This is a genomic window from Streptomyces sp. NPDC003456 (assembly GCF_042878735.1).
GTDB lineage: Bacteria > Actinomycetota > Actinomycetes > Streptomycetales > Streptomycetaceae > Streptomyces.
The window spans coordinates 554,589-579,140 of record NZ_JBIAOK010000006.1 but is presented as its reverse complement, the minus strand read 5'-3'; the positions used below and the strand labels follow the sequence as shown (position 1 = coordinate 579,140).

Genomic DNA, 24,552 nt, shown 5'->3' with positions numbered 1-24,552 from the left:
GACGGAGCGGAGGCCGAGAACCCAGCGGAACGTGGAAGAACCCGGAGCCGCCCCGGAACGCAGACGCCCCCCACGCACCCGCCAGAGCCGACCTACCCTTGCTGCCTTCCGGCCCTGGGGGAGTTCAGTCAGATAGCGCCGCGTGAGGGGCTGCGCCAAGGCTACCTGATGTCGGGGGCGGGGAACGAGTTCGCGAGCACTCCTCTCGGTCATGTAATGTTTCCGGCGGAGGATTCGCCTAGAGGCCTAGGGCGCACGCTTGGAAAGCGTGTTGGGGGCAACCCCTCACGAGTTCGAATCTCGTATCCTCCGCCAGTGCCTCACCGGGCACGATGTCGAAGGGCCCCACCGTTCGCGGTGGGGCCCTTCGACGTGTGTGGTCTCAGCTCTGGTCTCACTTGGGTCCGGAGGGGCCCCACAGCTTCTCGCCGCCCTCATCCGCGACCTTCCGGAGCATGATCCCCGTCACATGCATGCAGCGGGCCCGCATCCGGGCGGCGCCACCCGGCTCCCAGCCCATGATCGCGTCCACGATGACGTCCGGGACACCCGTGGCGAGCGTCATGGAGACGCCCATCCCGCACGCCCGCGTCCCGAAGGAGCGGCTTCCACACGTGATAGTCGGTGTTCGGGCCCAGTGGCCCGCCCGTCGGCGAAGTGAAGACGTAGCCGCTGAGTACACGTACTCAGACTCCCGGGTGCCTACACGGATGGGGCGCGTGATGTCGGGGCGTTACGGTACGTCTCGATCACCAGAGCGAGGCGGTCACAAGTTCACATCCGCTCGGTGACGCGCAGTAAGGACACGGGGAGGAGCCGCGCATGGCGTGGGACGAGTGGGAGCAACTCAAAGCCGCGGCCGCCGAGCGGCACACCACGCAGATGCAGCTCAATCAACTACCCGCCGACCAAGGCGGCACCGGCTCCGCCGCCAGTGGCGACGGAGCGGGCAAGCTGAGGTCCGACAAGGCGGCGTGGACCAGGGCGGGAGCGGACGTCGGGTCATTGGGTGAGGACCTCGGCAGGGCACGGGCGAAAATGGAGGTCGGCCAGGCCGGGCTCGGGAAGGGAGCCGGGTGCCTGACCGCGACAGCGCAGCGGGAGGTCTTCAACTCCTGGAAGCGCTACGTCAAGGACGTGGCCGAGGTGTGCGACGGGCTTGCCGACGTGTTGGAGAAGGCGGGTAATGATCAGCTACGGACCGACGAGGCCATCAAGGCAGAGATCTCCAAGCTGAGGGCCGAGTACTACACGAGCACACCTGCCGGCGGCCAGGCCCGGGGACGGTGACCCGGTACATGGACCACCTGACACTCAGGGCCCTCGAACCGACCGAGTACGCGGAGGCAGCGGACGGATACCGCGTGGTCAGTGCCATGGCGGACGCAGCCCGGGAACGCATCCACAAGCAGATCACCGCGGCTCTGCAGAAGGCCAATGAGGGTGAGGCGGTGGACGCGGCACTGAAGCAACTGAGGAAGCTGTCGGAGAACTTCCACTACACCCAGGTCGAGTGCGGTCTGATCACAGGCGCGCTAGACGGTTTCTCGTCCGAGATCACTGCCCCCAAAAAGCGCCTGTCCGAGGCCCTGGACGACGCGGCAGCGCTGGCGTACACCGTCAACGCCGACGGCACCGTCACGTATCCCGCCGGCGGGAAGGAGGAGTTCAGCGGTGAGCCGATCCCGGGCGGCACAGTCCTGGGCAACAACGGCATGCTCACCGGCAATGACACGGGATTTCGGTCACCAGGGCTGGTCCAGCACAATCCGCAGTTCAAGAATCCGAACCCGCACCATGCCAAGGCCGTGGACATCGCCGACCGCATCGCCCACGCCGTACGGGAAGCTCAGGAGATCGACGACCGGTACAGCAAGGCGCTGAACAAGCTCAAGGCAGCGCCGGGTCTGAACGTCGACACCAAGACATGGGCGGATGTGGCAGCCGACGTCACGTCTGTGAGCTCAGCGGCCAGGGAGTACCTCCGGGACCACATCCCCCTGGACAAGTCACCGGCCGACCGCAAGGAGTGGTGGGACGGTCTGAGCGACGAGCAACGTGAGGGGTACAAGGCGGCTTTTCCCGATGTCATCGGGAACTTGGACGGTATCCCGTCGACGGTCCGGGACGAGGCGAACCGGGAGAACATCCATCTCCTCATCGCGCAGTTGCAGGGCCATCATGACGAGGCGTCCAAGGAGAAGCTCGAAGGGCTGAAGGGCATCCAGAACAAGCTCAACGCCGGAGGCCAGCCACCGATTCTCCTCCTGGGCGTCGGTCTTGAGGGGAACGGGAGGGCGATCGTCGCCTACGGGAATCCTGACACCTCGAAGAATGTCTCGGCATATGCGCCCGGATTGGGGACCAAGCTCGACTCCGCTTTCGCCGAAGGTACGGTGAAACGCGCCTACTACACGGCCACGGAGGCCCAGAAGTTCGATCCCTCCTCATCGTCAATCGTATGGCTCGGTTACGACGCGCCTCAATCTATCGATGTAATGACTGCAGTCGACGCCCAGCGCGGCGCACCCGCGTACAACAGCTTCATGAGCGGCATTTCGGCAACGAATGAGCACACCGACCCTCACATCACCGCCATCGGCCATTCCTACGGTTCTCGGCTGGTAGGGGGAGCCACACAGGAAGCGGGAGGCATTCCTGGCGCCGACGACATCATTCTCGTCGGAAGCCCTGGCGTCGGCGCCGACAAGGCGGAGGACCTGGGGGTGGGAAAGGAGCACGTCTGGGTGGGTGCGGCGGAGAACGACATCGTCACCAAGCTGCCGGCGCCGAAGGAAGCCGTGGCCGGAACCATGGGGTTCTTCGGCGGAGGGCCACCTGGCGCCTACCTCGGAGGAGAGGTTGCCGATCAGGGCGATGACGACATCTGGTTCGGGAAGGACCCGGCAAGCGAAGCGTTCGGCGCCAACCGGTTCCGCACCCTGCCCGGTCCGGAGCTCGTGCAGCCGTCCTTCCCCGACATCCTGGACTCAGAATTGGATATCGAAGCCCATAGCAACTACTTCTCCCCGGCAGAGGGGAAGGACAGAATCTCTGCGCAGAACATAGCCGCCATCGTCGCAGGACATCCAGAATACGTCATAAGGGAGACGCCGCGATGAGGGTGAGAATTGCAGTCGCCGCAGTACTGGTGCTGTTTCTGGCCGGTTGCGGCACGACCGGTTCTGCGTCCTCGAGCAAAGAGAGCCGATCGAAGATGAACCTGCAAGAGGCCGCCGACCGCGCGGACGGGATCTTGGACGAGGCGTTCGCGGCCATCAAGCCACCGGTCGAGTGGACACACAGGTACTCAATGCCGGGTGACTGCTATGTGGACCGCGATCGTGCCGTCATGACGATCATCTCCGCCGAGCGGCGTGGCAGCTTCCTCGGCGTGCTGGAGCGGCACTGGAAGAGCAAGGGGTACAAGCTCGTCGCCACGAGTCCGAACGGGCTGGTGGCCCACTTCAGAACGCAGGACGACTTCCAGCTCGAAGTTCTGATCGGGCCCGACGGGCAAGCCCACCTGAGCGTCACGACCCCGTGCGTGGAGAAGTCGGAGGTCGCTCAGCCGACGAGCAAGCCGAGCGGCAAGGACTACTCCGGGCAGGAGCTGCCGGCGCCGAACGTGAGGTCCCCGTTCTGGTCCAGTGACGCACCTCTCTGAGTCGACGCGTTCTCGGGCGGGGAGACGCGGCTTCCCCTGTGGGCACGTGCCCGTGGGGCCCTTCGACGTGTCGGGTGTCACCTCTGTGACGTCGTTTCCGGGAGATCCGGAACGGGCAGGAGCGGTGCGTCGGGCGGCGGTGGCCGCATACTGGGGGCAATGACTAAGCCTTCAGCTCCGAAGCGCCATCTGCCGACCAGCCCCTTCAAGGCCCCGGTCGCACCGGCCCCCAAGCACTTCGCCGTGGGAGACCAGGTCACCCACGACATGTACGGCCTCGGCCGGGTCATCGGCATCGAGGACGGAATCGCGGCGCTCGTCGACTTCGGTTCGGCGCCCGTACGGATCCCGAGCCCCTACGCCAAGATGACCAAGCTGTAGTCCTCCGTGCCGGGACACGGCACGCACGGGCCCGATCGCGGGCCCGCTCACATCGAAAAGAGACCTCTCATCGAATCGACTTCGCTGTTCTCCGCCGTGGAAGGGCACCCCAGCCGTTCCGCCGCAGCGTCCCCGCCGCCGGCGACGGACCCCTTCCAGGCCCCCGACTTCGGGGAGGACGACACGTTCCTGCCCGAGGAGGCGCCGGAGCCCGCCCCGGACAGGCGCACGTCGCGCCGCCGGGCCGCCTAGCGTCTCCCGGCGAGCCGACCGGCCGGTTGCCGGCGCCTCCGTGAGGAAGGCCACGCCGGCCGACCGTCCGGGACGTCCACGGCCGCCCGGCCGTCCGAGGTGTCCACGGCCTCCCGCCCGCGACGCCTACGGCCGGCGGTCCGAGTCCGGCCAGACGTACGGCAGGTCGTCCGGAACGCCCGGGAAGAGATCCGCGTAGGCCTCCGGGTCCTTGCGGACCAGGGCCGAGCGGTGGCTGCGGTGGAACGGGCCGTCGCCCAGCCAGGGCGGGAGTTCGCCCTCGGCGGCCAGCTCCTGCTGGTCGCGGATCGGGGCGTGCGGGCGGGCCGCCGCGAGGTCGGCGACCATCGTGGCGGCGCAGGTGTCCTGGTGGCCCCGGTCGCGCCAGACCCGGCAGATCTCCAGGCCGTAGCGGACCAGGGCCTCCTCGTAGCCGACCCACATCCGCACCGCCGGGTGGTTACGCCAGCCGTAGTCCGGGACGACCAGGCCGCGCAGCACCTGGAGCGCCTCGACGCGCTGTTTGCCGAGCCTGCGGCGGTCCAGGGCGAGCGCCGTCTCGTGGAAGTCCGCGTAGGGGAGGAAGGTCTGCATCCGTCGTCGGTGATCCTTGCCGTGTCGCGGGGACGGGGGTCGGGGCGGGTGTTCCTCAGGGCGGAGGCAGGGGCTGCTCCGCCCAGATGGTCTTGCCGGTCGCCGTCTGCCGGGTACCCCAGCGCTCGGTCAGCTGCGCCACCAGGAGCAGGCCGCGGCCGCCCTCGTCCAAGCTGCGCGCCCGGCGCAGGTGGGGGGCGGTGCTGCCGCCGTCGGAGACCTCGCAGATCAGGCTCGTGTCGTGGATCAGCCGGAGCCGGACCGGCGGCTCGGCGTGCCGGATGGCGTTGGTGACCAGTTCGCTCACGACCAGTTCGGTGACGAACGCGGCGTCCGACAGCCCCCACCGCTCCAGCTGCGCCACGACGTCCTTGCGGGCCTGCGCGACGGCGGACGGGTCGGACGGCACCGACCAGGTCGCCACCCGGTCGTCGTGCAGCACCCGGGTGCGGGCCAGGAGCAGGGCCACGTCGTCCGCCGGGCGCGGCGGCAGCAGGTCCGCGAGCACCGCGTCGCACAGCGCGTCCAGCGAGACCGCGGGCCGGGCCAGGGCGCGGCGCAGCCGGACGACCCCGGCGTCGAGGTCGTGGTCCCCGGTCTCCAGCAGGCCGTTGGTGTACAGCGCGAGCAGGCTGCCCTCGGGCAGCTCCAGCTCGGTGGCCTCGTAGGGCAGTCCGCCCACGCCGAGCGGGGGCCCGGCCGGGACGGTGAGCAGGTCGACGATGCCGTCGGGGCTCACCACGGCCGGCCGGGGGTGCCCGGCGGCCGAGAAGCAGCAGCGCCGGGTGACCGGGTCGTAGACGGCGTACAGGCAGGTGGCGCCGACGTCCGCGGCGGTCCTGGCGGCGGGGTCGGCGGCTCCGGCGAAGGCGGGGGCGGGTGCGGGCCCGCCGGCCTCGCCTCCCTCGTCCTCGGTGTTCAGCCGTGCCACCAGGTCGTCCAGGTGGGTCAGCAGTTCGTCGCAGGGCAGATCGATGTCGGCGAGGGTGCGCACCGCCGTGCGCAGCCGCCCCATGGTGGCGCTGGCGTGCAGCCCGTGGCCGACGACGTCGCCGACGACCAGGGCCACCCGCGCCCCGGACAGCGGGATGACGTCGAACCAGTCGCCGCCGACCCCGGCGTGCCCGCCGGCCGGCAGGTAGCGGGAGGCCACCTCGACCGCCGCCTGCCGGGGCAGCCGCTGCGGCAGCAGGCTGCGCTGGAGCGTGACGGCGGTGTCCCGCTCGCGCGTGTAGCGGCGGGCGTTGTCGATGCTGACGGCCGCCCGGGCCGTGAGTTCCCCGGCCAGCACCAGGTCGTCGTGCCGGAACACCTCGGTGTTGCGATGGCGCACGAAGTACGCCACGCCCAGGGTGGTGCCGCGGGCGACGAGCGGCACGCTCATCACCGAGTGGATGCCGAACGCCCGGTAGCGCGCGGAGCGGGCCGCGTCGCGGGCGAGCCATCCGGTGAACGCCGGGTCGTCCGGCGCGTGCAGCACCGGCTGCCCCGTGCGCAGGCTCTCGTAGGGCGCCGAGCCCGCCGGGTAGGCGTCCACGGCGCCCGCCGCCACGACCGCCTCCGGCGCCCCGGGGATCCGCGAGCGCAGCGCGGTCCGCCGCAGCAGCAGCGGGCCCGCCGCCGGGACGGTCCGCCCGGGCGGCTCGGGCAGGTCCTCCAGTGAGGCCAGCAGGTCGACGCTGACGAAGTCGGCGAGCTCGGGCACGGTCACGTCCGCCAGCTCCTGGGCGGTGCGGGTCACGTCGAGCGTGGTGCCGATGCGCCGCCCCGCCTCGGCGATCAGTTGCAGGCGCTTGCGGGCCCAGAACTGCTCGGTCATGTCGTGCGCGGCGAGGCAGACGCCCCGGATGACGTCCTGCCGGTCCCGCAGGGCCGACATGAAGACCGACCAGGCGTGCTCGTGCTGCTCGCCGGGGGCGCGCAGGTAGTTCTCCTCGTACTGCGGCTCGCCGGTGGTGAGCACCCGGGCCATGCCGCGTTCCGCCCGTGCGCCGGCGTCGTCGTCGATGATCTCGGACACGCGCAGGCCCCGCATCTCCTCCTCGGTGAGGGCGGTGGCGCGTTCCATGTCGGCGTTGGCCCGCCGCAGTCTCAGCCGGGTGTCGTAGAGCGCCATGGCGCAGCACGGGGACTGCGCGAAGCTCCAGCTCACCAGCTCCTCCTCCAGGCCGGTGCCGGGGCCGGGGCCCGCGAGGGCGGAGACGATCAGCCAGGCCGGGGCGCCGGAGCCGGGCGGCCGGTGGTGGGCGAGGATCCTGACCGTCAAGGGCCGGCCGTCGCGGTGGCGCAGGGCGACATCACCGTTCCAGCGGGGCAGCTCCGCCACGGCCGGCATGCCGCCGCGCAGCGGGATCGGCTCGGCCAGCAGGTCCGCGGCGGGCCGGCCGGTCATCTCCGCGGCCGGATACCCGAGCAGCTCCTCCGCACCGGCGTTCCAGGCGGTCACCGCGCCGTGCTCGTCGAGGGTGACGCGGGCGGTGAGCGCCTCGCCGACGAGGGCGTCGACGGCTTCGGGTGCCGGTCCGGTCGACGACCGGGTGGCCCGGCCGATGGTGACGGGCTGCTCCATGATCGGTCATCTCGCTCTCACGGGAGCTCGGTCAAACCCCGGAAATGCGCACTATGACCTGTTTACCCCGATCGGGAGAGCCCTCACCGCCCCGTGGCCGGAAGCGGCACGAGCCTGCCGCCGCCCGGCCCGGGTAACCGCTCCCCCATGGGTGAGATCCTCGTGGGCACGTGCTCCTGGACCGACAAGGCACTGGTCGCCGGCGGGTGGTATCCGCCGGGACGGCGGGACGCCGAGGGGCGGTTACGGCACTACGCCGAGCGGTTCCCGGTGGTCGAGGTCGACTCCTCGTACTACGCGCTGCCCAGCGAGCGGAACAGCCTGCTGTGGGCCGGGCGCACCCCGGACGGGTTCGTGTTCGACGTGAAGGCGTTCTCGCTGCTGACCGGGCATCCCACCCGGCCGGCCGTGATGCCGGACGGGCTGCCGGCCGATCCCCGGGACCCCCGGGTGCTGGACGAGGTGTGGGCCCGTTTCGCCGCCGGTGTCGAGCCCTTGCGGCAGGCCGGGCGGCTCGGGAGTGTGCTCTTCCAGTTCCCGCCGTGGTTCCGGCCCGGGCGGCGGGCCGAGGAGTTCCTGGCGGAGTGCGCCGCGCGGACCGCGGGCTGGCCGCTCGCCGTGGAGTTCCGGCATCCGTCCTGGTGGGAGCCGGGGACCGCCGAGGACACGGAGGCGCTGCTCGCCCGGTACGGCATGGCCGCCGTTGCCGTCGACATGACGCAGACGCTGCCCTCCTCCGTCCCGCCCGTGACGCCGGTGACCTCGTCCCGGCTGGCCGTGGTCCGCTTCCACGGCCGCAGCACGGCCTGGGGCACCGGCAGCAAGGAGGACCGGTTCCGGTACGCGTACGGCGAGGACGAACTCGCCGAGTGGCTGCCCCGGGTGCGCGCGATGGCCGGGCGGGCGGACCGGGTGCACGTGCTGTTCAACAACTGCTGCGGCGACGCCGCCGTGCGCGCCGCGCAGACCATGGCCCGGCTGCTCGACGGCACCGGAGCGAGTGCCGCGGGAGGGGTGCCTAGGGCGCGATCCGCACCTTCTTCTCCACCGTCACCTGGTCCACGTCCGACACCCGCACCGTCGTCCGCATCGTCCAGTTCCCGGCGAGCGGCAGGTTGACGGAGTTGGTGCCCCAGTAGCCGCCCCGGTCCTTGACCTCGGCGTCGATGGGGCCGACCTCGCGGGAGGGGAGGGTGAAGGTGATGCGGACCTCGGGGACGACGACCAGGCCGGTGTCGGAGCCGTGGACCACCGCCGTCACGGCGTTGTCCCCGACCCGGGCCGGGTCGAGCGTGACGTAGACGCTGCCGCGGCCGGTCACACCGTCCCGGCCCGTGTCGAAGGGCACGACGACCTCCGCGGTGGGCGGCAGCGCGCCGACCGGGGCCTGCCGCGCCGCCTCGGCCTGGGCGCGCCCGGGCAGCGTCCCGGTGAGCAGGGTGGTGAGGAACAGCACCACGGCGGCGACGGCGACCTCGGCGAGCACGGACCGCCGCAGACCGCGCCGCCGGGCGTCGTGCTCCTCGTGATCGTCACGCCCGGCGGGGCCGTCGGGGCCACCGGGGCCGGCGGAGTGGCCGGGGCTGCCGGGGCCGTGGGGGTCGCAGGAGCCGTGGCGGCCGTCCGGGCCGTCGGCCTTGCCGGGGCCGTCGGGCTCTTCGGCCCCGTCGGGGCTGCCGGGGCCCTCCGCCCGGCCGGAGCCTACGAGCCTGCCGGTCCTGCCGGAGCCGCTGCGGGCTCCGGGCCCGTGGTCACCGACGGCAACGCCGGTGCCCTCGCGGCCGTCCGGCTCCGGCCCGGCGGGCGGCTCCGGCCCGGCGGGCGGTCCCTCCGGCACCGGGCCGTCGTCGCCGCCCGGCCCGCCCACCACCGCGCCGACCGGCTGCGGGATCCGCACCGCGACAGCGGCGGTCTCGGCGGTGCGCGCCGGGACCGCGATACGGGCGGTCCAGCGGCGCGCGTAGCGGGCCACCAGCAGCAGCGCCCCCACCCCGGCCAGCTTCGCGAGCAGCAGGCGGCCGTACGGGGTGCCGCTCAGCGCGGACAGGGAGCCGAGGCCGCGCCAGGACTGGTAGAGGCCCGTGACCGCCAGGACGGTCACCGCGGCGAAGGCGATCCGGGAGAACAGGGGCACGATCCGCGCCAGGTCCTCGCCCGAGCCGCGGCGCGACACCAGCAGCAGCGCGACCAGGCCGCCGAGCCACACGCCCGTCGCCAGCAGGTGCAGCACGGACGACGTCATCGCCAGCGGCACCTGGATCCCGGCGGAGGCGTGCTCGGCCGCCGCCCACGTCAGGGCCAGCGCGACGGCCAGGACCGTGCCCGCCGCGAGCGGCACGGGGCCACCGCGCGACGGCCCCCGGCCGTCCGCGCGCCCCCGGGACAGCCACCGTGCGAGGGCGGCGGTGAGCAGGAGCACGGCGAGCCGTACGAGCAGGGCCTGGCCCGGGCGGCCGGTCAGGGTGCGGCCCAGGGCATCGGTGTCGAAGGCCGACGCCGGGCCGGTCCCCGCCTCGTAGGGGGCGCGCAGCAGGAGCAGGACGACCGTGGCGCCGAGCAGCGCCCACCAGGCGCCGCGCGCGGGCCGCCGGAGGGCGGACGGGTGGGCCGGCCGGCACAGCAGCACGAACGCGGCGACGCCGACCAGCAGGGCGGCGGCGAGGTAGGCGAGGTAGCGGGCGGCGTCGTGCAGGCCGCCGGTGACGGGGTCCTCGGCGGGGCCCGTGTCGACCTGGGCGGTGGTAGCGGAGCGCTTGCCCACCGAGAAGCTGAACGCGCCCGAGACGGGGTGGCTGTCGGCGGACACGACCCGCCAGGCCACCGTGTACGTGCCCCGGGCGAGTCCGGCGGGCAGGGCGACCCGGGCCGTCTCGGAGCGGCCGTCGGCGTGCGTGGCCTCGCCGGTGCGGACGCGGCGCTGGTCGGGCCCGAAGACCCGGAAGGAGTCGTCGAGCAGGCCGACGGACTCGGTGAAGGTCAGGGTGACGTGGCGGGGGGCCCGCTGGACGACGGACCCGTCGTCGGGGTCGGTACCGCTGAGGGCCGCGTGGGCCGAGGCGGGGCCGGTGCCGAGGAGGAGCAGGGCCAGTACGGTGCCGAGCAGCACCAGGGCCCGGGCCCGCCGGGGGCGTCCGACAGTGCGCTCCTCGTTCCGCCGGTGCTCCACGTGCTTCTCCGGGGTCGGGTCCTACGGCTTCCCGTCATGTACGGCTTCCGTCTATGTACGGGTGGAACGGCTGCCGTGCTCACGCGGCGGGACGGAATCCGTGCCGTGCTCCCGCACCCCCGTCCACCGGCCCGGCCCCGCTCCTCTACACAGGCCGGGTCAGGTCCGCGATCGCGGCGGCGGCCGCCGGGTGGCTGGCCGTCAGTTCGGCCGCGTCCCCGTGCTCGTAGCCCTCGAAGGTGAAGCCGGGGGCCATCGTGCAGCCGAACAGGGTCCACGAGCCGCCCGCGCGGACCCTGCCGCCCATCCAGGTGCCCGCCGGGACCGTGAACTGGACGTGCTGGCCCCGCAGGACGTCCGGCCCGAGGACCACCGTGCGGGTGCCGCCGTCCGGGGCGAGCAGCAGCAGCTCCAGCGGGTCGCCCCGGTAGTGGTGCCAGATCTCGTCCGTGGGCAGGCGGTGGAGGGCGGAGAAGTCGTCCGCGGTGAGCAGGGCGACGATCGCCGTGCCCTCCGGCCTGCCGTCGGGGCGCTGCGGCCCGGCCCAGGTCTGGCGGAACAGGCCGCCTTCGGCGGGGATCGGTTCGAGGCCGTAGTGCGCGATGAGCTCGTCGGGCGTCACGCGGGGAAGAGTATCTCCCGGTCCAGGAAGGCCAGCTGGGCCTTCTTCTCCGGCAGGTACACGTCCGGCAGGTCGACCTCGGGCAGGACGACGACCGGCCCCGGTGTGAAGCCCTGCTTGAGGAAGCGGGCCACCGCCTTCTCGTTGGCCACGTCCGGGTCGACCACGACCCGGCGGCGGTCCAGGCCCAGCAGGACGTAGGCGGCGACGACGGACAGGAGGCGGGAGGTCCAGCCGGGCCGTGCGCCGCCGGGTCCGGCGGGGGCGAGCAGCAGGTGGACGCCGATGTCGCCGGGGCGGACCTCGTAGCACTCGCCGACGCGGTCGGCCTCCGGCTCGTAGGTCTGCAGGACCGCGACCGGTTCGGCGTCCCGGACGACCAGGAAGGCGTGGTGGCTGGGGAGGGTCTCCATGTGGGCGTAGACCTCGGCGACCTGCCGCTCGGTCAGGCCGGTCATGCCCCAGAAGGAGGCCCGCTCCTCGCTCACCCAGCGGTGGATCACCCCGGCGTCGGCCTCCGGGTCCAGCGGCAGCACCCGGACGGTGCCGAGGCCCTCCGTCACCTGCTCGTGGACGGGCGTGCGGGAGGCGTACGGGTCAGACATCGGTCTCCTTCGTCAGCTGGTCCCAGTCGGTGACGACCGGGACGAGGTCTCCCCCGAGCCACAGGGGGAGCTGGTCGCGATGGTGCGGGGAGCCCGGGACGCCGGACGCGCCGAACGGGACCACCCAGCGGCTGTCCTCGCGCCGGGCCAGGTCCCAGACGTAGCGGGCGGCCGGGCCGCGGGCGGCCAGGTCGGTCAGGCCCGGCACGCCGGAGGTGCACAGCACGCAGTCGTGGTCACCGGACAGGCCCGGCTCGTCGACGGGCCGCTCCGGTTCCAGGGCCCGCCAGGGGGCGAGCCGGTGGGTGTCGCCCCAGACCCCGGCCGGTGGCCGCAGGGCCACCTCCTCGACGGCCTCCCGGACGGCCGCCGGGCGGTCGACGCCGTACAACTCGTCGGCGGTCAGCAGGTGTTCGAGGGCGAAGCCGATGCGCGGGAGCAGGGCGAGCCACGGCCGGAAGAGCTCCGGGTACGCCGGTGCCACGGTGAGCGCGGCGAACGCGGGGTGCGCCGCGAGCCGCCGTACCAGCGCCGAGCGCACGGCCGCGTACAGGGCCGCGCCGGTGCTGCCGGCGTCCATGCGGCGGTCCCAGGCGAGGAGCCGGTCGCGCAGGGCGGCGGCCTCGGGCGTGAGGCCGTCCAGGCCGCGCAGCAGGTCGAGCAGCGGGGTGGCGGAGGCCAGGTGGGTGTCCATGTGGACGGCCGGCATGTCGGGGGCCGACCAGCGGTCCTTCGCCGCCAGCAGCGCGGCGATGCGGTCGTGGCGGTGGGGCGGGGCGAACTCGACGCCGAGGGGCTCCGCGGGGCCCCGCTGGTTGGCCATGACGGCGACACCGGCCCTGAGCCCGGCCCGTGGCGCGGCGTGCCAGCCGTGCCAGTCGTGGCCGGGCTCCCAGGCGGGCACCAGCCGCACGCGGTTGGCCTCGGCGCGCAGCGGCACCCGCCCGGCCACCCGGTGCAGCACACCGCCCTCGGTGTCGGCGGCCTGGACGACGTTGACCGGCTCGGCCCACAGGTCCAGGGCCCGGTCCACGTCGGCGGTACGGCGGGCGCGCAGCAGCGGCAGCAGGGCGCCGAAGCCGAGGTCGCCGGTGACGCGCGGCGGGTAGCGCAGGCTGACCGCCACGGGCACGCCGGACGGGTCGGCCGGGTCGCCGTCGAGCCCTTCGGGGCCGCCGATGATCACCGGGCCGCGGTCGGTCTCGATCACCTCGACCTCGACCGGCTCCTCCCCGGCGACCTCCACGGTCTCCGTGTGCCGGGACGCCCGGTGCCAGGTGCCGTCCGGCCCGAGCGCCTCGACCCCGGCGCCGGTGCGCCGCAGCCGCTCCCGGTACAGGTCCTGGTAGTCGGCCATGGCGTTGGTGATGGCCCAGGCGACGGTGCCGGTGTGCCCGAAGTGGGCGATGCCGGGGACCCCGGGCACGGCGAGGCCGACGACGTCGAACTCCGGGCAGGACAGGCGGATCTGCTGGTAGACGCCGGGGTCCTCGATGAAGCGGTGCGGGTCGCCGGCGATGACCGCCTGCCCGGTGACGGTCCGCTCCCCGGCGACGAGCCAGCCGTTGCTGCCGGAGGTGCCCGGGCCGTCGGTGGCGAACAGCCCGACCGCGCCGGCGCCGAGGTGGGCCGCGACCTGCTCGCGCCAGAGCTTGGCCGGGAAACCGGCGAACAGGATGTGCGTGGCGAGCCAGACGCCGAGCGGCGTCCACGGCTCCCAGCGGCCGGGGGCGAGGCCGCAGCGGGCGAACTCGGGGGCGTCGGCGGGCTCCGCCAGGCCCGCGTTGACCCCGTCGACGTAGGCCCGCACCCACGCCGCCGTCTCCGGGTCGCGTCTCTCCAGGTCGGCGAAGCACCGCCTGGCCGTGTCGTCGAGTCGGGCGCGTCTGGCGAACCGGTCCCAGGCCAGGGCGCTCTCGCCCAGGAAGGACGCGGAGGTGCCCCGCGCCCGGTGGCGCTCGACCTCCAGCTGCCAGGCCCGGTCCCGGGCGGTGACGCGGCCCTGCGCGTGGGCGAGTTCGGCCGCGCTGCCCGCGCGCAGATGCGGAATGCCCCAGACGTCACGGTAGATCTCGGTGACCACGCTGCGCCCTCACTTACCTTTAGGTTAGGCTTGCCTAAGTCAATGTGGCGGAATCGTACGCGAAGGGTGCACACGCGATGGGGCAGGGGCGGGGTTGGGAGGGCGCGGTCCTCAAACTGCTGCGCGCGAAGGATTTCCGGTTCACCGTGACGGACGGCGAGGACGTCACCCCCGACTACCGGCGGCTGCGGTTCACCGACGGCGGGCTGCTCGCCGCGACCGGCGTGCACCCGACCATGTGGGTCCGCCTCTGGTTCGACAACGCGGGCAAGCCCCACCAGCGGGCCTACACCCTGGTCGACCCCGACCCGGAGACCGGCACCTTCGCGCTGGAGTTCGCCCTGCACGAGGGGTGCGCCAGCGACTGGGCCCGGGCGGCGAAGCCCGGCGACACCATCGAGGCCACCGTCCAGGGCACCGGCTTCGAGCACCCGGCCCCGGCTCCCTCGCACGTCTTCGCCGTGGGCGACCCGGCCTCCCTGCCCGCCATCAACTCCCTGCTGGACGCCCTCGGTTCCGCCCCGGCCACCGTCTGGTTCGAGGGCGGGGACGACGCGCTGCCGTTCCGCACCGATCCCGCCCGGCACGACCTGCGCACGGTGCCGCGCCAGGACTCCGGCGCCCACCTGGTCGACCGGGTCAGGTCGGAGCTGCCGGAGCTGCTCGCCGGCACGCCGGACCCGTACGTGTGGATCGCCTGCGACACGGCGACGACCCGCGCACTCGCCGCGTACGTCCGCAAGGAACTGGGGCTGCCCAAGCAGCGGGTGCACGCGCTCGGGTACTGGCGCCCCTGAACGGGCTTCGGACGCGGCCGGGCGCGCAGCGGGGGATGATCGGGGCATGGACGTCACCCTGCACCTCGCCCAGGACCCCGAGGCCGACGCGCTGCTCGGCCGCAGCCCGCTCGCCGCGCTGATCGGGATGCTGCTGGACCAGCAGGTCCCGATGGAGTGGGCGTTCAAGGGCCCGGCGACGATCGCGCAGCGGCTCGGCACCGACGACCTCGACGCGCACGAGATCGCCGCGCAGGAGCCGGAGGCCTTCGCCGCGCTGCTCTCGCAGAAACCGGCCGTGCACCGCTACCCCGGCTCCATGGCCAAGCGCATCCAGCAGCTGTGCCAGTACCTCGTCGAGCACTACGACGGGGACGCCGAGGCCGTCTGGAAGGACGCCGGCACCGGCAAGGAGCTGCTGAAGCGGCTGGCCGAGCTGCCCGGCTTCGGCAAGCAGAAGGCCCAGATCTTCCTGGCCCTGCTCGGCAAGCAGCTCGGGGTGCGCCCCACGGGCTGGCGGGAGGCGGCGGGCTCCTACGGCGAGGCGGACTCCTTCCGCTCGGTCGCCGACATCACGGGCCCCGAGTCCCTGACGAAGGTGCGGGCGTACAAGCAGGAGATGAAGGCGGCGGCGAAGTCGGCCAAGGCGGCGAAGCCGACGGGGTCGTAGCCCACCGCGCCGCCGCGCTCCGGCCGGAGGACCGCGCCGTACGCCGAGGCCGCCCACCGGTGGCCCCCGGGCCGGGGGCCGCACCCGGCGGAGCGTCCGGCCGAGGCTCCTCGCGGGCCGCGGGCCGCGGGCCGCCGCCACGGACGCGCAGTGCTGGGGGCGTCCCGCGCGCCGCCGTCAGTCTCCCGGACCGCCCCGGATGGCGGATCGCGGCAGGGCGGTCCCAGCATGGACCATGACCGAGCCACCGAGCGGCTCCCCCGACGGTTCGGAGCCCGACACCGCCACCGACCGCGCCCCAGGACCCGGACCCGGACGCGCCGGACGGTGGCCGTCCGACCCCGAGGCGCCCACGGGACCCGGGCGGCGCGCGCCGGACGAACGGGCCTCCCGCTCCGAGGACACCTGGCCGCCCGACCCGGAGTGCCCGCCTCCCCCCGCATCCCGACCCCGGGCAGGCCGCCCTCAAGACGAGCCGGGATCCGGCGGCCGGGAGGGCGGCCTGGGCCGACCGGGTAGATCCCGCCCCGGGCAGGATGAACGGCACGCGCCCGGCGGGCAGTGACCTCCCGTGGCCCCCGCACCGCAACCGGTCCCCCGCGGCCCGCGCCGGCACCTCTGGCCGCGGGTGCTGGTCCTGCTGCTCGCCCTGCTCCTGCCGGGCGCACACGCCACGACCTCCTTGGGGCCGGTCCTCACCGTCGCCGGGGAGAGCACCACCGCCGAGGCCGACGTCCTCGACACGGCCCTGCGTCCCCCGGCGCGAGCCACCCGGCGCACGAAGGCCACCCCGCGCCGCACCCCGCGCCCTGCCGCCTTCCGGCCCGCGCGCACGGCCCGCCCCTCCGCGCCCGTGCCGCCGGGCCCCCCGCACGACCCGCGCCCCCCGCGTTCCTGGGTTCTGCGCTGCTGACCGGACCCGCCACCGGTCCCCCAGCCCTTACGAACCAGAAGGAACGGCACCCCCATGCTTCACGACCCCTACGCGGTCCTGCGCGCGCTGCTGCGCGCCGAGGCCGCCCGCAGCGCCCCCAAGGCCGACCGCCGCACCCGCCCGCCCGAGCCGCCGAGGCCCCCGGAGGAACGCGACCGCGGCTGATCCGCCCGCGGCGGCGGAGGCACCCCGGCCGGCCGGTCTCCGCCGCCGCGCGCGGACCGCGACACCGAGACGCACCCGTGCCCGTGCCCGCAGGGACGGCGCACGGGCGCCCGTCGGGGACAGGCGGCCGGAGTCAGCCTCTGCGGCGGTCCGGCGGCGCGCCGTGCCTACGAAGAAGACCCGACCTCTTTCGAGCGAATCAGGCGCACGGTCCTGGCGAGAGCCGCGGCCGAACGTCCTGGTTCTGCGGACCGGAGAAGGCGTAGCCGGAGACGCTCCCCAGAGCCTCCCGGGGCAGGGCGGCGTTACGGGCGGACACCCCGGGGGCCGGAGTGGACGGCATGGACTCGTGATCCGGTATGTTCGCGCCGCTGTTTCCGGTTCGTACCGCCTTGCATGGATTTTTTCAGCGCCGCACTCCGCCGCCATGGCTGCGCCCGGAAGGTCTTGACCGGTAGGCTTTCCGTGTGATCTTCAAGCGCATCGGAAACGGCCGGCCGTACCCCGACCACGGCCGGGAAAGCACCCGGCAGTGGGCGGACGTCGCGCCGCGCCCGGTCCGCCTCGATCAGCTCGTCACGACGAAACAGCAGCTCGACCTGGAGACGCTCCTCGCCGAGGACTCGACCTTCTACGGCGACCTCTTCGCGCACGTCGTGAAGTGGCAGGGCGACCTCTACCTGGAGGACGGCCTGCACCGCGCGGTGCGTGCGGCGCTCCAGCAGCGCCAGGTGCTGCACGCGCGCGTGCTCGAGCTCGACTGACCCACGCGGCGCCCGCCGCCCGCACCCCCGCCGGGGGCCCGTTGGCCCTTTCGGGTTCCACTGGGCGATGTCGAATGATCATCTAGTAGGCATCGTCGCCCGGGCGCACTACGCTGCGCTCATGAGCATGCTGACTCCCCCCGGCATGGGCGGCAAGTACCGCATCACGGGCAACAAGTACCCCCGGATGCGCCGGCCCCGGCGGCACGGCAGGCTCGTCGCGTTCGGCGTGACCTCCGCCGTCGTGCTGGGCGTGGGCGGCTGGGGCACCCTGCAGCTCATCGACGTCTTCACCGGCGGCGGCCGGAAGGCCTCGGCGGCCGGCGGCGGCACCGAGTGCGAGCCGACGACCAGGACGAGCGCCGCGCCCGTCGCCCGGGCCGTGCCCGAGCCGCGCACGATCACCGTCAACGTCCTCAACGCCACGACCCGCAGCGGCCTGGCGAAGAAGACCGCCGACGAGCTGAAGAAGCGCGGCTTCAAGATCGGCGACGTGGGCAACGCGACCAAGGACTACGACAAGAAGGTCAAGGGCACCGGCGTCCTGCTCGGTCCCTCGGCCGCCCTCGACACCACGCTGCCGGTGCTCGGCACCCAGCTCCCCGCGGCCGAACGGCGTACCGACGCCACCCGCAAGGGCACCGTCCTCGACCTCGTCATCGGTGACGCCTTCAAGGACCTGGCCAAGAAGCCGGACGCCGACCGGGCACTGACCGAGATGGCCAGACCCGAGCCGGCGCCCAAGTCGAAGAAGAAGTGCTGAGACCTGCCGTCGAGAACCCCGGCCGCACGGCCGGGGCGACCCGACCGGGCTACTCGGCCGCCCCGTACATCCGGTCCCCCGCGTCTCCGAGGCCGGGGACGATGTAGCCCTGCTCGTTCAGGCGCTCGTCGACCGAGGCGGTCACGACCGTCACCGGCGTGCCCGCCAGCTCGCGCTCCATGATCTCCACGCCCTCGGGCGCCGCCAGCAGCACCACGGCCGTCACGTCGTCGGCGCCGCGCCGGATCAGCTCCTGGATCGCCGCGACCAGCGTGCCGCCGGTGGCGAGCATCGGGTCCAGCACGTACACCTGACGCCCCGACAGGTCCTCCGGCATGCGCGTGGCGTACGTGGAGGCCTGCAGCGTCTCCTCGTTGCGGATCATGCCCAGGAAGCCCACCTCGGCGGTCGGCAGCAGCCGCACCATGCCGTCGAGCATGCCGAGCCCGGCCCGCAGGATCGGCACCACCAGCGGGCGCGGGTGCGACAGCTTGACGCCGGTGGTCTGCGCGACCGGCGTCAGGATGTCGACCTGCTCGGTGCGCACGTCGCGCGTGGCCTCGTAGGCGAGCAGGGTGACCAGCTCGTCGGCGAGGCGGCGGAAGGTCGCGGAGTCGGTGCGCCGGTCGCGCAGGGTGGTGAGCTTGTGGGCGACCAAAGGGTGGTCGACGACGTGGAGACGCATGGGCCCCACATTAACCGGGCAGGGTGACCCCGGCCGCACGGCAAGGTCCCCGCAGGCCCGTCACCCGCTCGCTGGCGTCAAACCGCCCGTCCGGGGGAAGGTGGGAGGGACGGACTGGGGGTGGTGAACCAGATGCCCGACCGGGATGCCCGATACGATCCGTCGCCGCGCGTGCGGCCGGTGGCGGACCCGGAGACCGACCGGATGCCGGAGAACGGCCGACGGCCGAGGACCGGCAGGACGCCGGAGGACGGCCGGATGCCGAGGACCGGCCGAATGCCGGAGAGCGACCGTATGAACGAGCCGGACGAGACGTACGTGACGGACGAGACGGACGCCGAGCGCCGCAGGCGCCGCGCCCGGTTCCTGCGCGACCTGGCGGAGGCGCGCGCACTGCGCGACCGCGTGCAGCCGCGCCGCGCCAAGACGGCCCGGCTGCGGCACGCGATGCGCATGCGCACCTTCCGCTGGTAGGCGACGGACGGGCGAACCGCCGGAGAAGATCACGAACCGCGCGGCCGTTCTTCGCGGGTGACCGTGCGTGAGGCGGGGCAAAGCCGCGTACGATCCGCAGGTGGCGGCAACGAGCGTGCCGTCGAAACTGCCGGACACAGGGAGCCGAAGACGTCCCCTGAACGCCTTGTTTCTGCCACGATTCCGAGTGGGCGGGGCTCGGACGAGCACTCCCGCCCGCAACCTCCGCCGGGGGGACCCCCAACCGGCACGCCTATGACCAGTGGGAGAGTCACGGTGTACTTCGCCGCACTGCTCGCGCGCACCGAAGACGGGTGGGAAGCGAGCGACACAGAGCTCGACGATGTGGAAACCCTGTCGGATCTGGCCGACCTGGCCCGTGAAGCCTCCCCCGACGAGGACACGGTGCTCGTGCTCATCGAGCAGGAGGACGCCTGGTTCGGCGTCGTCCGCGTGGACGGCGAGGAGGATCCTCGCATCTACGTCTCGGACGCCGCCGCCGCTGCCCGCAGCAGCTACGGCGAGATCCTGCTCACCGACGAGCTGCTCGGCCGGGATCCGGACGACGGGGACGACCTCGACGCCCTCGACCTCGACGGCACCGAGGACGGTGAGTCCGACGACGAGGAGGCCGACGACGACGGCGACGGGGCGGCCGGCTCCGCCGACGCCGTGCCGCACGGCCCGGTCGGCGACGCCGCGGTCCTCGACGACCTCGGCGTCAGTGAGAAGGAGCTGCGCTCCATGACGACCGACGCCGTCACCGAGATCGCCGAGTCGCTGGGCGCCTCGGAGACCCTGGAGACGGTCCGCTGACCGCTCGCACCGCCGCAGGGCCGCCGGACCCGGTACCCGACCCCGTACGGGACCCCTGGCGGCCCGCGATGCGGCTCGCCCTGGACCAGGCCGCCGAGGCGGCCCGGGGCGGGGACGTCCCCGTCGGCGCCGTCGTGCTGGCGCCGGACGGGGCGACCGTGGTCGCGACCGGGCACAACGAACGCGAGGCCGGCGGCGACCCCACCGCGCACGCGGAGGTCCTCGCCGTCCGGCGGGCCGCGGCCGCCCTCGGGCAGTGGCGGCTGGCCGGCTGCACCCTCGTGGTCACGCTGGAGCCCTGCACGATGTGCGCGGGCGCCGTCCAGCAGTCCCGCGTCGACCGGCTCGTCTACGGCGCCCGCGACGACAAGGCCGGTGCCGCCGGCTCGCTGTGGGACCTCGTGCGCGACCGCCGCCTCAACCACCGCCCCGAGGTGATCGAGGGCGTGCTCGCGGACGAGTGCGCCCTGCTGCTCACGGAGTTCTTCCGCGGCCGCTGAGAGGTCGCCGCAAACCGATTTCGAAGCACGCCGCACCTTGCTGTAAGGTCTCCCTCGGTAGCGTGTCCGAGCGGCCGAAGGAGCTCGCCTCGAAAGCGAGTGTGGCGCAAGTCACCGAGGGTTCAAATCCCTCCGCTACCGCTGGAGAAGGGCCCCGTCGCGAGACGGGGCCCTTCGTGCGTTCCGCCCTTCGGGGTGCCCGGCCCGTCGTGCGATCATGTGCGCTGCATGGGACACCAGTGACAGGGGAGGCCGCGATGGCGGTGAACGCGAAGAAGGTCGCCGTCTACGTCCTCGTGGTCTTCGCGCTGTACGTGATCATCACGGACCCGGAGACGGCGGCCGACTACGTCCAGATAGGGTTCCAGGGCATTTCGGACGCCGCCGGGGCCCTCGGCGACTTCGCCACCTGGGTCGCCAAGGGAGGAAAGTGATGATCCGCCACCTGGTCCTCTTCAAGCTCGACGAGGGCGTCGGACGCGACGACCCCCGGGTCGTCGCGGGCGTCGAGGCGTTCCGCGCCCTCGACGGCACGATCCCCGAGATCCGCCACTGGGAGCTCGGCTGGAACGTCAGCGACCGCCCCATCGCCTACGACTTCGCCATCAACTCCGCCTTCGAGGACGCCGAGTCGCTGCGCCGGTACGTCGAGCACCCCGACCACCAGGCCGGTGTCGCACTGTGGCGGGAGTTCGCCACCTGGGTGATCGCCGACTACGAGTTCTGACCCGGCCGCACCCGACCGCCCCGAGCCCCCCGTCGACAGGACGGGGGGCTCTTGCGTGAGGCTGTTCAGTTATGCGGGCTTTCATCACTCAACACGGAGTGATTGGGTGCTTGCACACAGTGCACATGTCTTGTGATGCTATGACCGCTTTTGATGGAAGAGTTGACCGATGAGTTGACGATGACGAGGTGGAGTTGACCGTGCTGGCCAGTACCGCACCTCAGGCACCGTCCCCTCAGGCGCCCGCGCCCCAGACACCGGCAGCGGCAGCCGCACAGGCACCGGCACAGGCGCAGCCCGCCCCTCCCGCTCCGGCCCCCGAGGCCGCTCCCCAGCGGAGCCGGGGCGCCGACACCCGGGCGCTGACCCAGGTCCTCTTCGCCCAGCTCAAGGAGCTCCAGCCGGGCACGCCGGAGCACGACCGCGTGCGCGGGGCGCTCATCGAGGCGAACCTCCCGCTCGTGCGCTACGCGGCCGCCCGCTTCCGCTCCCGCAACGAGCCAATGGAGGACGTCGTCCAGGTCGGCACGATCGGGCTCATCAACGCCATCGACCGCTTCGACCCGGACCGGGGCGTGCAGTTCCCGACGTTCGCGATGCCGACGGTCGTGGGCGAGATCAAGCGGTACTTCCGCGACAACGTCCGCACGGTCCACGTGCCGCGCCGGCTGCACGAGCTGTGGGTGCAGGTCAACAGCGCGACGGAGGACCTGACGACCTCCTTCGGCAGGTCCCCGACGACCGCGGAGATCGCCGAGCGGCTGCGCATCGGCGAGGACGAGGTGCTGTCCTGCATCGAGGCCGGGCGCTCGTACCACGCGACCTCCCTGGAGGCCGCGCAGGAGGGCGACGGGATGCCGGGGCTGCTGGACCGGCTCGGCTACGAGGACCCGGCGCTGGACGGCGTGGAGCACCGCGACCTCGTACGGCACCTGCTCGTGCAGCTGCCGGAGCGGGAGCAGCGGATCCTGCTGCTGCGGTACTACAGCAACCTCACGCAGTCCCAGATCAGTGCGGAGCTCGGAGTTTCGCAGATGCACGTCTCGCGCCTACTCGCGCGTAGCTTCCAGCGATTGCGGTCTGCGAACCGGATCGACGCCTGACCGCAAACGCGAGCGAGAGGTCACCGGGGGGAGGGAATCGCTCATCAGGGCGGTTGCCGACAGTTCCCGGCCGACAACCCGTCAGACCCCTTGTTTGCAGGGCTGATTCGCGTCTCACATGTCGACAAGTCACTACAGCGCGTTGCCGACATGTGACATTCTGCGGGAAGCGCGTTTGCCGGAGCTTCGGCTCCGGTATTCAGGTGAAGGCTGCGTTCCCCGGTGGAGCGTCCGCCGCGACCGTCCCGCGACCCAAAGGGGGTGGCATGTCCGCAGAACAGGGCAGCTCGAAGGTGCTCACGCTCGCGGAGAGCGACACAGCTCCCCATGCTCTCGACTCACTCGGCCCCATCGACGAGGCTCCCGCCCTCGTGGCGGAGCCCGTCCCGGTCCTTCCGGCCGCGGGCGCCATCGACACCCGCACCCTGTCCCGCTCCCTGTTCCTGCGGCTGGCGGCGCTCGACGAGGACAGCCCCGAGCGTGCGTACGTCCGTGACACGCTCATCGAGCTGAACCTGCCGCTGGTGCGGTACGCGGCCGCGCGTTTCCGGTCGCGGAACGAGCCGATGGAGGACATCGTCCAGGTCGGCACCATCGGGCTGATCAAGGCGATCGACCGGTTCGACTGCGAACGGGGCGTGGAGTTCCCGACGTTCGCGATGCCGACGGTGGTCGGGGAGATCAAGCGGTTCTTCCGGGACACCTCGTGGTCGGTGCGGGTGCCGCGGCGGCTTCAGGAGCTGCGGCTGGCGCTGACCAAGGCCAGCGACGAGCTCTCGCAGAAGCTGGACCGGTCGCCGACGGTCACCGAACTCGCCTCCGTGCTCGGGGTGTCCGAGGAGGACGTGGTCGACGGGCTGGCGGTGGGGAACGCGTACACGGCGTCCTCGCTTGACTCGCCGGCCCCGGAGGACGACGGTGGCGAGGGGTCGCTGGCGGACCGGCTGGGGTACGAGGACACGGCGCTGGAGGGCGTGGAGTACCGCGAGTCCCTCAAGCCGCTGCTGGCCAAGCTCCCGCCCCGGGAGCGGCGGATCATCATGCTGCGGTTCTTCGCGAACATGACGCAGTCGCAGATCGGCGAGGAGGTCGGCATCTCGCAGATGCACGTCTCCCGGTTGCTGACGCGGACGCTCGCGCAGCTGCGGGAAGGCCTTATCTCGGACTGACCGCACCGCGGACCGCGACGGGCCGCCGAGGGCCGAGTGCCTGCGGCGGCCTGCGCCGTGTGCGCGTCCCGTGCCGCCCTCCGGCGCCGTCCGGCGCGCGGGCCGCCGTGCCGGGCCGAACGCCCGGCGGCCGGCGCCCGACGGCAGGAGTCCCCGTACGGGTTACGACAGCGCCAGCCAGGCGACGCCCGCGATGATCGCCACGGCGACGATGACGCCGACGACGACACCGATGCGCGGTCCGCCGGAGGTGGTCGCGGCCCGGCGCCCCTGCGGCGCCTCGTCGACGAAGGCGCGGAACATCTGGGTGTTGCCGGCGGGGTCGTGGTGGCCCTGCGGGGCCTGGTTGTTAGCCATGGCCCGAGACCCTAGCGAAAACGCCGGGGCTCCCCAAGTGGGGGTTCGCGTTCCGGTCGGCCTCGCGTGAACCCCGCTTCCAGGCCCGCCACCTGCACATTTACTCTCGCAATACACGCCTTTGCCAACTTTTGGCCCCGCACCACCCCTTTTTATTTGCCTACAGCAACCAACGTTCCTATGGTTGCCCTAAGCAACGAAAGCGGGAGGTGTCATGGCCGGGAGGGCGCAGTACGAGGAGCTGGTGCGCCAGTTCAGCGCCTTCGGCGCCGTGAAGCGGGAGCTGGGCCGGATCATGCCGGCCGAGTGCCCCGGCGGCTCGGCGGCCGTACTGACGCTGCTGGGCCGGCACGGCGACATGCGCATGAGCCGGCTGGCCGAGCTGCTCGCGGTGGACATGTCGGTCACCAGCCGCCACGTCGCGCACGTGGTCGACCGGGGCTGGATCGAGCGCTCCCCGGACCCGGCGGACAAGCGCTCGCGCATCCTGCGCCTGACCCCCGCGGGCCGGGCACAGCTCGACGAGCTGTCCCGGCGGACCACCGAGGTCCTCGCCGAGCGCCTCAGCGACTGGACCGACGAGGAGGTCGGCCGGCTCACGGACCTGATGGCGCGGCTGCGGGAGAGCTTCGACTGCCGGCCCGCGGCCCGGGCGGCATCGCCCGCTCTCGAACAGACCACCCGTACACCCGCAAGCACGTAAGCAAAGG

General features: G+C 72.9%; 27 protein-coding genes, 2 tRNA genes, 1 other RNA gene and 1 pseudogene. 21 read left to right on the top strand and 10 right to left on the bottom strand.

What is annotated here, in order from left to right; genetic code table 11:
- Window positions 1-58: 58 nt before the first annotated feature.
- Window positions 59-155, bottom strand: an RNA gene (gene ffs / locus ACFYWG_RS26990) — signal recognition particle sRNA small type.
- Window positions 156-227: 72 nt separating this feature from the next.
- Between ffs and ACFYWG_RS26985 the strand changes: the two genes are divergently transcribed.
- Window positions 228-315 (top strand) — tRNA-Ser (locus ACFYWG_RS26985).
- Between the two features lie 79 nt (window positions 316-394).
- Here the strand turns inward: ACFYWG_RS26985 and ACFYWG_RS26980 are convergent.
- Window positions 395-674 (bottom strand): annotated as a pseudogene (locus ACFYWG_RS26980) (site-specific integrase); the annotation flags it as partial.
- 148 nt (window positions 675-822) lie between these two features.
- Between ACFYWG_RS26980 and ACFYWG_RS26975 the strand changes: the two are divergent.
- The 4 genes from ACFYWG_RS26975 to ACFYWG_RS26960 all read left to right on the top strand — a co-directional run bounded on the left by ACFYWG_RS26975 (window position 823) and on the right by ACFYWG_RS26960 (window position 4,048).
- On the top strand, window positions 823-1,290 hold the full coding sequence (locus tag ACFYWG_RS26975) for a hypothetical protein (protein WP_389203955.1): 468 nt from the start codon (window positions 823-825) through the stop codon (window positions 1,288-1,290).
- 8 nt (window positions 1,291-1,298) lie between these two features.
- A complete protein-coding gene (locus ACFYWG_RS26970) occupies window positions 1,299-3,122 on the top strand; it encodes an alpha/beta hydrolase (protein ID WP_389203954.1) in 1,824 nt (607 codons plus the stop codon).
- Window positions 3,119-3,667: a hypothetical protein gene (locus ACFYWG_RS26965; protein ID WP_389203953.1), complete on the top strand. Its 549-nt coding sequence runs from the start codon at window positions 3,119-3,121 to the stop codon at window positions 3,665-3,667. The genes ACFYWG_RS26970 and ACFYWG_RS26965 overlap by 4 nt, the downstream gene beginning before the upstream one ends.
- 159 nt (window positions 3,668-3,826) lie before the next feature.
- Complete coding sequence (locus ACFYWG_RS26960; protein WP_333931599.1) at window positions 3,827-4,048, top strand: hypothetical protein; 222 nt, start codon at window positions 3,827-3,829, stop codon at window positions 4,046-4,048.
- Between the two features lie 378 nt (window positions 4,049-4,426).
- Here ACFYWG_RS26960 and ACFYWG_RS26955 read toward each other — a convergent pair whose 3' ends face one another.
- On the bottom strand, window positions 4,427-4,894 hold the full coding sequence (locus ACFYWG_RS26955; RefSeq protein WP_383499129.1) for an MSMEG_6728 family protein: 468 nt from the start codon (window positions 4,892-4,894) through the stop codon (window positions 4,427-4,429).
- 55 nt (window positions 4,895-4,949) lie between these two features.
- A complete protein-coding gene (locus tag ACFYWG_RS26950; protein ID WP_389203952.1) occupies window positions 4,950-7,463 on the bottom strand; it encodes a SpoIIE family protein phosphatase in 2,514 nt (837 codons plus the stop codon).
- A 147-nt stretch (window positions 7,464-7,610) separates the two neighbouring features.
- On the opposite strand from ACFYWG_RS26950, the gene ACFYWG_RS26945 reads away from it, so the two are divergent.
- Window positions 7,611-8,582 carry a DUF72 domain-containing protein gene (locus ACFYWG_RS26945; RefSeq protein ID WP_383499123.1) on the top strand — a complete coding sequence of 324 codons (972 nt, stop codon included), beginning with the start codon at window positions 7,611-7,613 and terminating at the stop codon, window positions 8,580-8,582.
- Here the strand turns inward: ACFYWG_RS26945 and ACFYWG_RS26940 are convergent.
- The 4 genes from ACFYWG_RS26940 to ACFYWG_RS26925 all read right to left on the bottom strand — a co-directional run bounded on the left by ACFYWG_RS26940 (window position 8,482) and on the right by ACFYWG_RS26925 (window position 13,939).
- On the bottom strand, window positions 8,482-10,569 hold the full coding sequence (locus tag ACFYWG_RS26940; protein WP_389203988.1) for a copper resistance protein CopC: 2,088 nt from the start codon (window positions 10,567-10,569) through the stop codon (window positions 8,482-8,484). The genes ACFYWG_RS26945 and ACFYWG_RS26940 overlap by 101 nt on opposite strands.
- 205 nt (window positions 10,570-10,774) lie before the next feature.
- Entirely contained in the window at window positions 10,775-11,251 is a 477-nt protein-coding gene (locus ACFYWG_RS26935) for a cupin domain-containing protein (protein ID WP_376325918.1), read from the bottom strand.
- On the bottom strand, window positions 11,248-11,856 hold the full coding sequence (locus tag ACFYWG_RS26930; RefSeq protein ID WP_383499119.1) for a GNAT family N-acetyltransferase: 609 nt from the start codon (window positions 11,854-11,856) through the stop codon (window positions 11,248-11,250). The genes ACFYWG_RS26935 and ACFYWG_RS26930 overlap by 4 nt, the downstream gene beginning before the upstream one ends.
- Complete coding sequence (locus tag ACFYWG_RS26925; protein ID WP_389203951.1) at window positions 11,849-13,939, bottom strand: penicillin acylase family protein; 2,091 nt, start codon at window positions 13,937-13,939, stop codon at window positions 11,849-11,851. Before ACFYWG_RS26925 ends, ACFYWG_RS26930 begins: the two co-directional genes overlap by 8 nt.
- Before the next feature lie 77 nt (window positions 13,940-14,016).
- On the opposite strand from ACFYWG_RS26925, the gene ACFYWG_RS26920 reads away from it, so the two are divergent.
- The 6 genes from ACFYWG_RS26920 (at window position 14,017) to ACFYWG_RS26895 (ending at window position 18,011) form a co-directional block, all read left to right on the top strand.
- On the top strand, window positions 14,017-14,736 hold the full coding sequence (locus tag ACFYWG_RS26920; protein WP_376325911.1) for a siderophore-interacting protein: 720 nt from the start codon (window positions 14,017-14,019) through the stop codon (window positions 14,734-14,736).
- Between the two features lie 46 nt (window positions 14,737-14,782).
- A complete protein-coding gene (locus tag ACFYWG_RS26915) occupies window positions 14,783-15,385 on the top strand; it encodes an HhH-GPD-type base excision DNA repair protein (protein WP_376325909.1) in 603 nt (200 codons plus the stop codon).
- A gap of 571 nt (window positions 15,386-15,956) precedes the next feature.
- Complete coding sequence (locus ACFYWG_RS26910) at window positions 15,957-16,298, top strand: hypothetical protein (protein ID WP_389203949.1); 342 nt, start codon at window positions 15,957-15,959, stop codon at window positions 16,296-16,298.
- 54 nt (window positions 16,299-16,352) lie between these two features.
- Window positions 16,353-16,484, top strand: coding sequence for a hypothetical protein (locus ACFYWG_RS26905; RefSeq protein WP_389203948.1), 132 nt, complete (start codon window positions 16,353-16,355; stop codon window positions 16,482-16,484).
- A 467-nt stretch (window positions 16,485-16,951) separates the two neighbouring features.
- A complete protein-coding gene (locus ACFYWG_RS26900) occupies window positions 16,952-17,248 on the top strand; it encodes a type II toxin-antitoxin system VapB family antitoxin (protein ID WP_004943146.1) in 297 nt (98 codons plus the stop codon).
- 145 nt (window positions 17,249-17,393) lie between these two features.
- The gene (locus ACFYWG_RS26895; RefSeq protein WP_385412109.1) at window positions 17,394-18,011 is read left to right on the top strand and encodes a LytR C-terminal domain-containing protein; all 618 of its coding nucleotides are present in this window, start codon (window positions 17,394-17,396) and stop codon (window positions 18,009-18,011) included.
- Between the two features lie 49 nt (window positions 18,012-18,060).
- Here ACFYWG_RS26895 and upp read toward each other — a convergent pair whose 3' ends face one another.
- The gene (gene upp / locus ACFYWG_RS26890) at window positions 18,061-18,696 is read right to left on the bottom strand and encodes a uracil phosphoribosyltransferase (protein WP_383499105.1); all 636 of its coding nucleotides are present in this window, start codon (window positions 18,694-18,696) and stop codon (window positions 18,061-18,063) included.
- A gap of 276 nt (window positions 18,697-18,972) precedes the next feature.
- Here upp and ACFYWG_RS26885 point away from each other — a divergent pair, with 276 nt between their 5' ends.
- The 8 genes from ACFYWG_RS26885 to ACFYWG_RS26850 all read left to right on the top strand — a co-directional run bounded on the left by ACFYWG_RS26885 (window position 18,973) and on the right by ACFYWG_RS26850 (window position 23,485).
- Window positions 18,973-19,170, top strand: coding sequence for a hypothetical protein (locus ACFYWG_RS26885; RefSeq protein ID WP_376325901.1), 198 nt, complete (start codon window positions 18,973-18,975; stop codon window positions 19,168-19,170).
- Between the two features lie 276 nt (window positions 19,171-19,446).
- Window positions 19,447-19,986, top strand: a complete 540-nt coding sequence (locus tag ACFYWG_RS26880) for a hypothetical protein (protein WP_383499183.1) — start codon at window positions 19,447-19,449, stop codon at window positions 19,984-19,986.
- A 68-nt stretch (window positions 19,987-20,054) separates the two neighbouring features.
- Complete coding sequence (gene tadA, locus ACFYWG_RS26875; protein ID WP_376325899.1) at window positions 20,055-20,486, top strand: tRNA adenosine(34) deaminase TadA; 432 nt, start codon at window positions 20,055-20,057, stop codon at window positions 20,484-20,486.
- A 56-nt stretch (window positions 20,487-20,542) separates the two neighbouring features.
- Window positions 20,543-20,627 (top strand) — tRNA-Ser (locus ACFYWG_RS26870).
- 116 nt (window positions 20,628-20,743) lie between these two features.
- Window positions 20,744-20,920: a hypothetical protein gene (locus ACFYWG_RS26865; protein ID WP_333931632.1), complete on the top strand. Its 177-nt coding sequence runs from the start codon at window positions 20,744-20,746 to the stop codon at window positions 20,918-20,920.
- Window positions 20,920-21,213, top strand: coding sequence for a Dabb family protein (locus ACFYWG_RS26860; protein WP_376325897.1), 294 nt, complete (start codon window positions 20,920-20,922; stop codon window positions 21,211-21,213). Before ACFYWG_RS26865 ends, ACFYWG_RS26860 begins: the two co-directional genes overlap by 1 nt.
- Before the next feature lie 200 nt (window positions 21,214-21,413).
- Complete coding sequence (locus ACFYWG_RS26855) at window positions 21,414-22,316, top strand: RNA polymerase sigma factor SigF (protein ID WP_385412112.1); 903 nt, start codon at window positions 21,414-21,416, stop codon at window positions 22,314-22,316.
- Window positions 22,317-22,582: 266 nt separating this feature from the next.
- Window positions 22,583-23,485 (top strand): RNA polymerase sigma factor SigF, encoded by a 903-nt coding sequence (locus tag ACFYWG_RS26850; protein ID WP_333931634.1) that lies wholly within the window; start codon window positions 22,583-22,585, stop codon window positions 23,483-23,485.
- A 162-nt stretch (window positions 23,486-23,647) separates the two neighbouring features.
- On the opposite strand, the gene ACFYWG_RS26845 is transcribed toward ACFYWG_RS26850, so the two are convergent.
- Window positions 23,648-23,842: a hypothetical protein gene (locus tag ACFYWG_RS26845; protein ID WP_376325893.1), complete on the bottom strand. Its 195-nt coding sequence runs from the start codon at window positions 23,840-23,842 to the stop codon at window positions 23,648-23,650.
- Between the two features lie 214 nt (window positions 23,843-24,056).
- Between ACFYWG_RS26845 and ACFYWG_RS26840 the strand changes: the two genes are divergently transcribed.
- Window positions 24,057-24,545: a MarR family winged helix-turn-helix transcriptional regulator gene (locus ACFYWG_RS26840; protein WP_376325892.1), complete on the top strand. Its 489-nt coding sequence runs from the start codon at window positions 24,057-24,059 to the stop codon at window positions 24,543-24,545.
- Window positions 24,546-24,552 lie beyond the last annotated feature (7 nt).

What these genes read in the sequence shown, in the direction of transcription:
- ACFYWG_RS26850 (WP_333931634.1), top strand. Translation starts at nt 22,583, where the DNA reads ATGTCCGCAGAACAGGGCAGCTCGAAGGTGCTCACGCTCGCGGAGAGC.
- ACFYWG_RS26915 (WP_376325909.1), top strand. Translation starts at nt 14,783, where the DNA reads ATGGACGTCACCCTGCACCTCGCCCAGGACCCCGAGGCCGACGCGCTG.
- ACFYWG_RS26920 (WP_376325911.1), top strand. Translation starts at nt 14,017, where the DNA reads ATGGGGCAGGGGCGGGGTTGGGAGGGCGCGGTCCTCAAACTGCTGCGC.
- ACFYWG_RS26945 (WP_383499123.1), top strand. Translation starts at nt 7,611, where the DNA reads ATGGGTGAGATCCTCGTGGGCACGTGCTCCTGGACCGACAAGGCACTG.
- ACFYWG_RS26965 (WP_389203953.1), top strand. Translation starts at nt 3,119, where the DNA reads ATGAGGGTGAGAATTGCAGTCGCCGCAGTACTGGTGCTGTTTCTGGCC.
- ACFYWG_RS26930 (WP_383499119.1), bottom strand. Translation starts at nt 11,856, where the DNA reads ATGTCTGACCCGTACGCCTCCCGCACGCCCGTCCACGAGCAGGTGACG.
- ACFYWG_RS26885 (WP_376325901.1), top strand. Translation starts at nt 18,973, where the DNA reads ATGCCGGAGAGCGACCGTATGAACGAGCCGGACGAGACGTACGTGACG.
- ACFYWG_RS26860 (WP_376325897.1), top strand. Translation starts at nt 20,920, where the DNA reads ATGATCCGCCACCTGGTCCTCTTCAAGCTCGACGAGGGCGTCGGACGC.
- ACFYWG_RS26895 (WP_385412109.1), top strand. Translation starts at nt 17,394, where the DNA reads ATGGGCGGCAAGTACCGCATCACGGGCAACAAGTACCCCCGGATGCGC.
- upp (WP_383499105.1), bottom strand. Translation starts at nt 18,696, where the DNA reads ATGCGTCTCCACGTCGTCGACCACCCTTTGGTCGCCCACAAGCTCACC.
- ACFYWG_RS26865 (WP_333931632.1), top strand. Translation starts at nt 20,744, where the DNA reads ATGGCGGTGAACGCGAAGAAGGTCGCCGTCTACGTCCTCGTGGTCTTC.
- ACFYWG_RS26970 (WP_389203954.1), top strand. Translation starts at nt 1,299, where the DNA reads ATGGACCACCTGACACTCAGGGCCCTCGAACCGACCGAGTACGCGGAG.
- ACFYWG_RS26955 (WP_383499129.1), bottom strand. Translation starts at nt 4,894, where the DNA reads ATGCAGACCTTCCTCCCCTACGCGGACTTCCACGAGACGGCGCTCGCC.
- ACFYWG_RS26975 (WP_389203955.1), top strand. Translation starts at nt 823, where the DNA reads ATGGCGTGGGACGAGTGGGAGCAACTCAAAGCCGCGGCCGCCGAGCGG.
- ACFYWG_RS26960 (WP_333931599.1), top strand. Translation starts at nt 3,827, where the DNA reads ATGACTAAGCCTTCAGCTCCGAAGCGCCATCTGCCGACCAGCCCCTTC.
- ACFYWG_RS26840 (WP_376325892.1), top strand. Translation starts at nt 24,057, where the DNA reads ATGGCCGGGAGGGCGCAGTACGAGGAGCTGGTGCGCCAGTTCAGCGCC.
- ACFYWG_RS26845 (WP_376325893.1), bottom strand. Translation starts at nt 23,842, where the DNA reads ATGGCTAACAACCAGGCCCCGCAGGGCCACCACGACCCCGCCGGCAAC.
- tadA (WP_376325899.1), top strand. Translation starts at nt 20,055, where the DNA reads ATGCGGCTCGCCCTGGACCAGGCCGCCGAGGCGGCCCGGGGCGGGGAC.
- ACFYWG_RS26905 (WP_389203948.1), top strand. Translation starts at nt 16,353, where the DNA reads ATGCTTCACGACCCCTACGCGGTCCTGCGCGCGCTGCTGCGCGCCGAG.
- ACFYWG_RS26950 (WP_389203952.1), bottom strand. Translation starts at nt 7,463, where the DNA reads ATGGAGCAGCCCGTCACCATCGGCCGGGCCACCCGGTCGTCGACCGGA.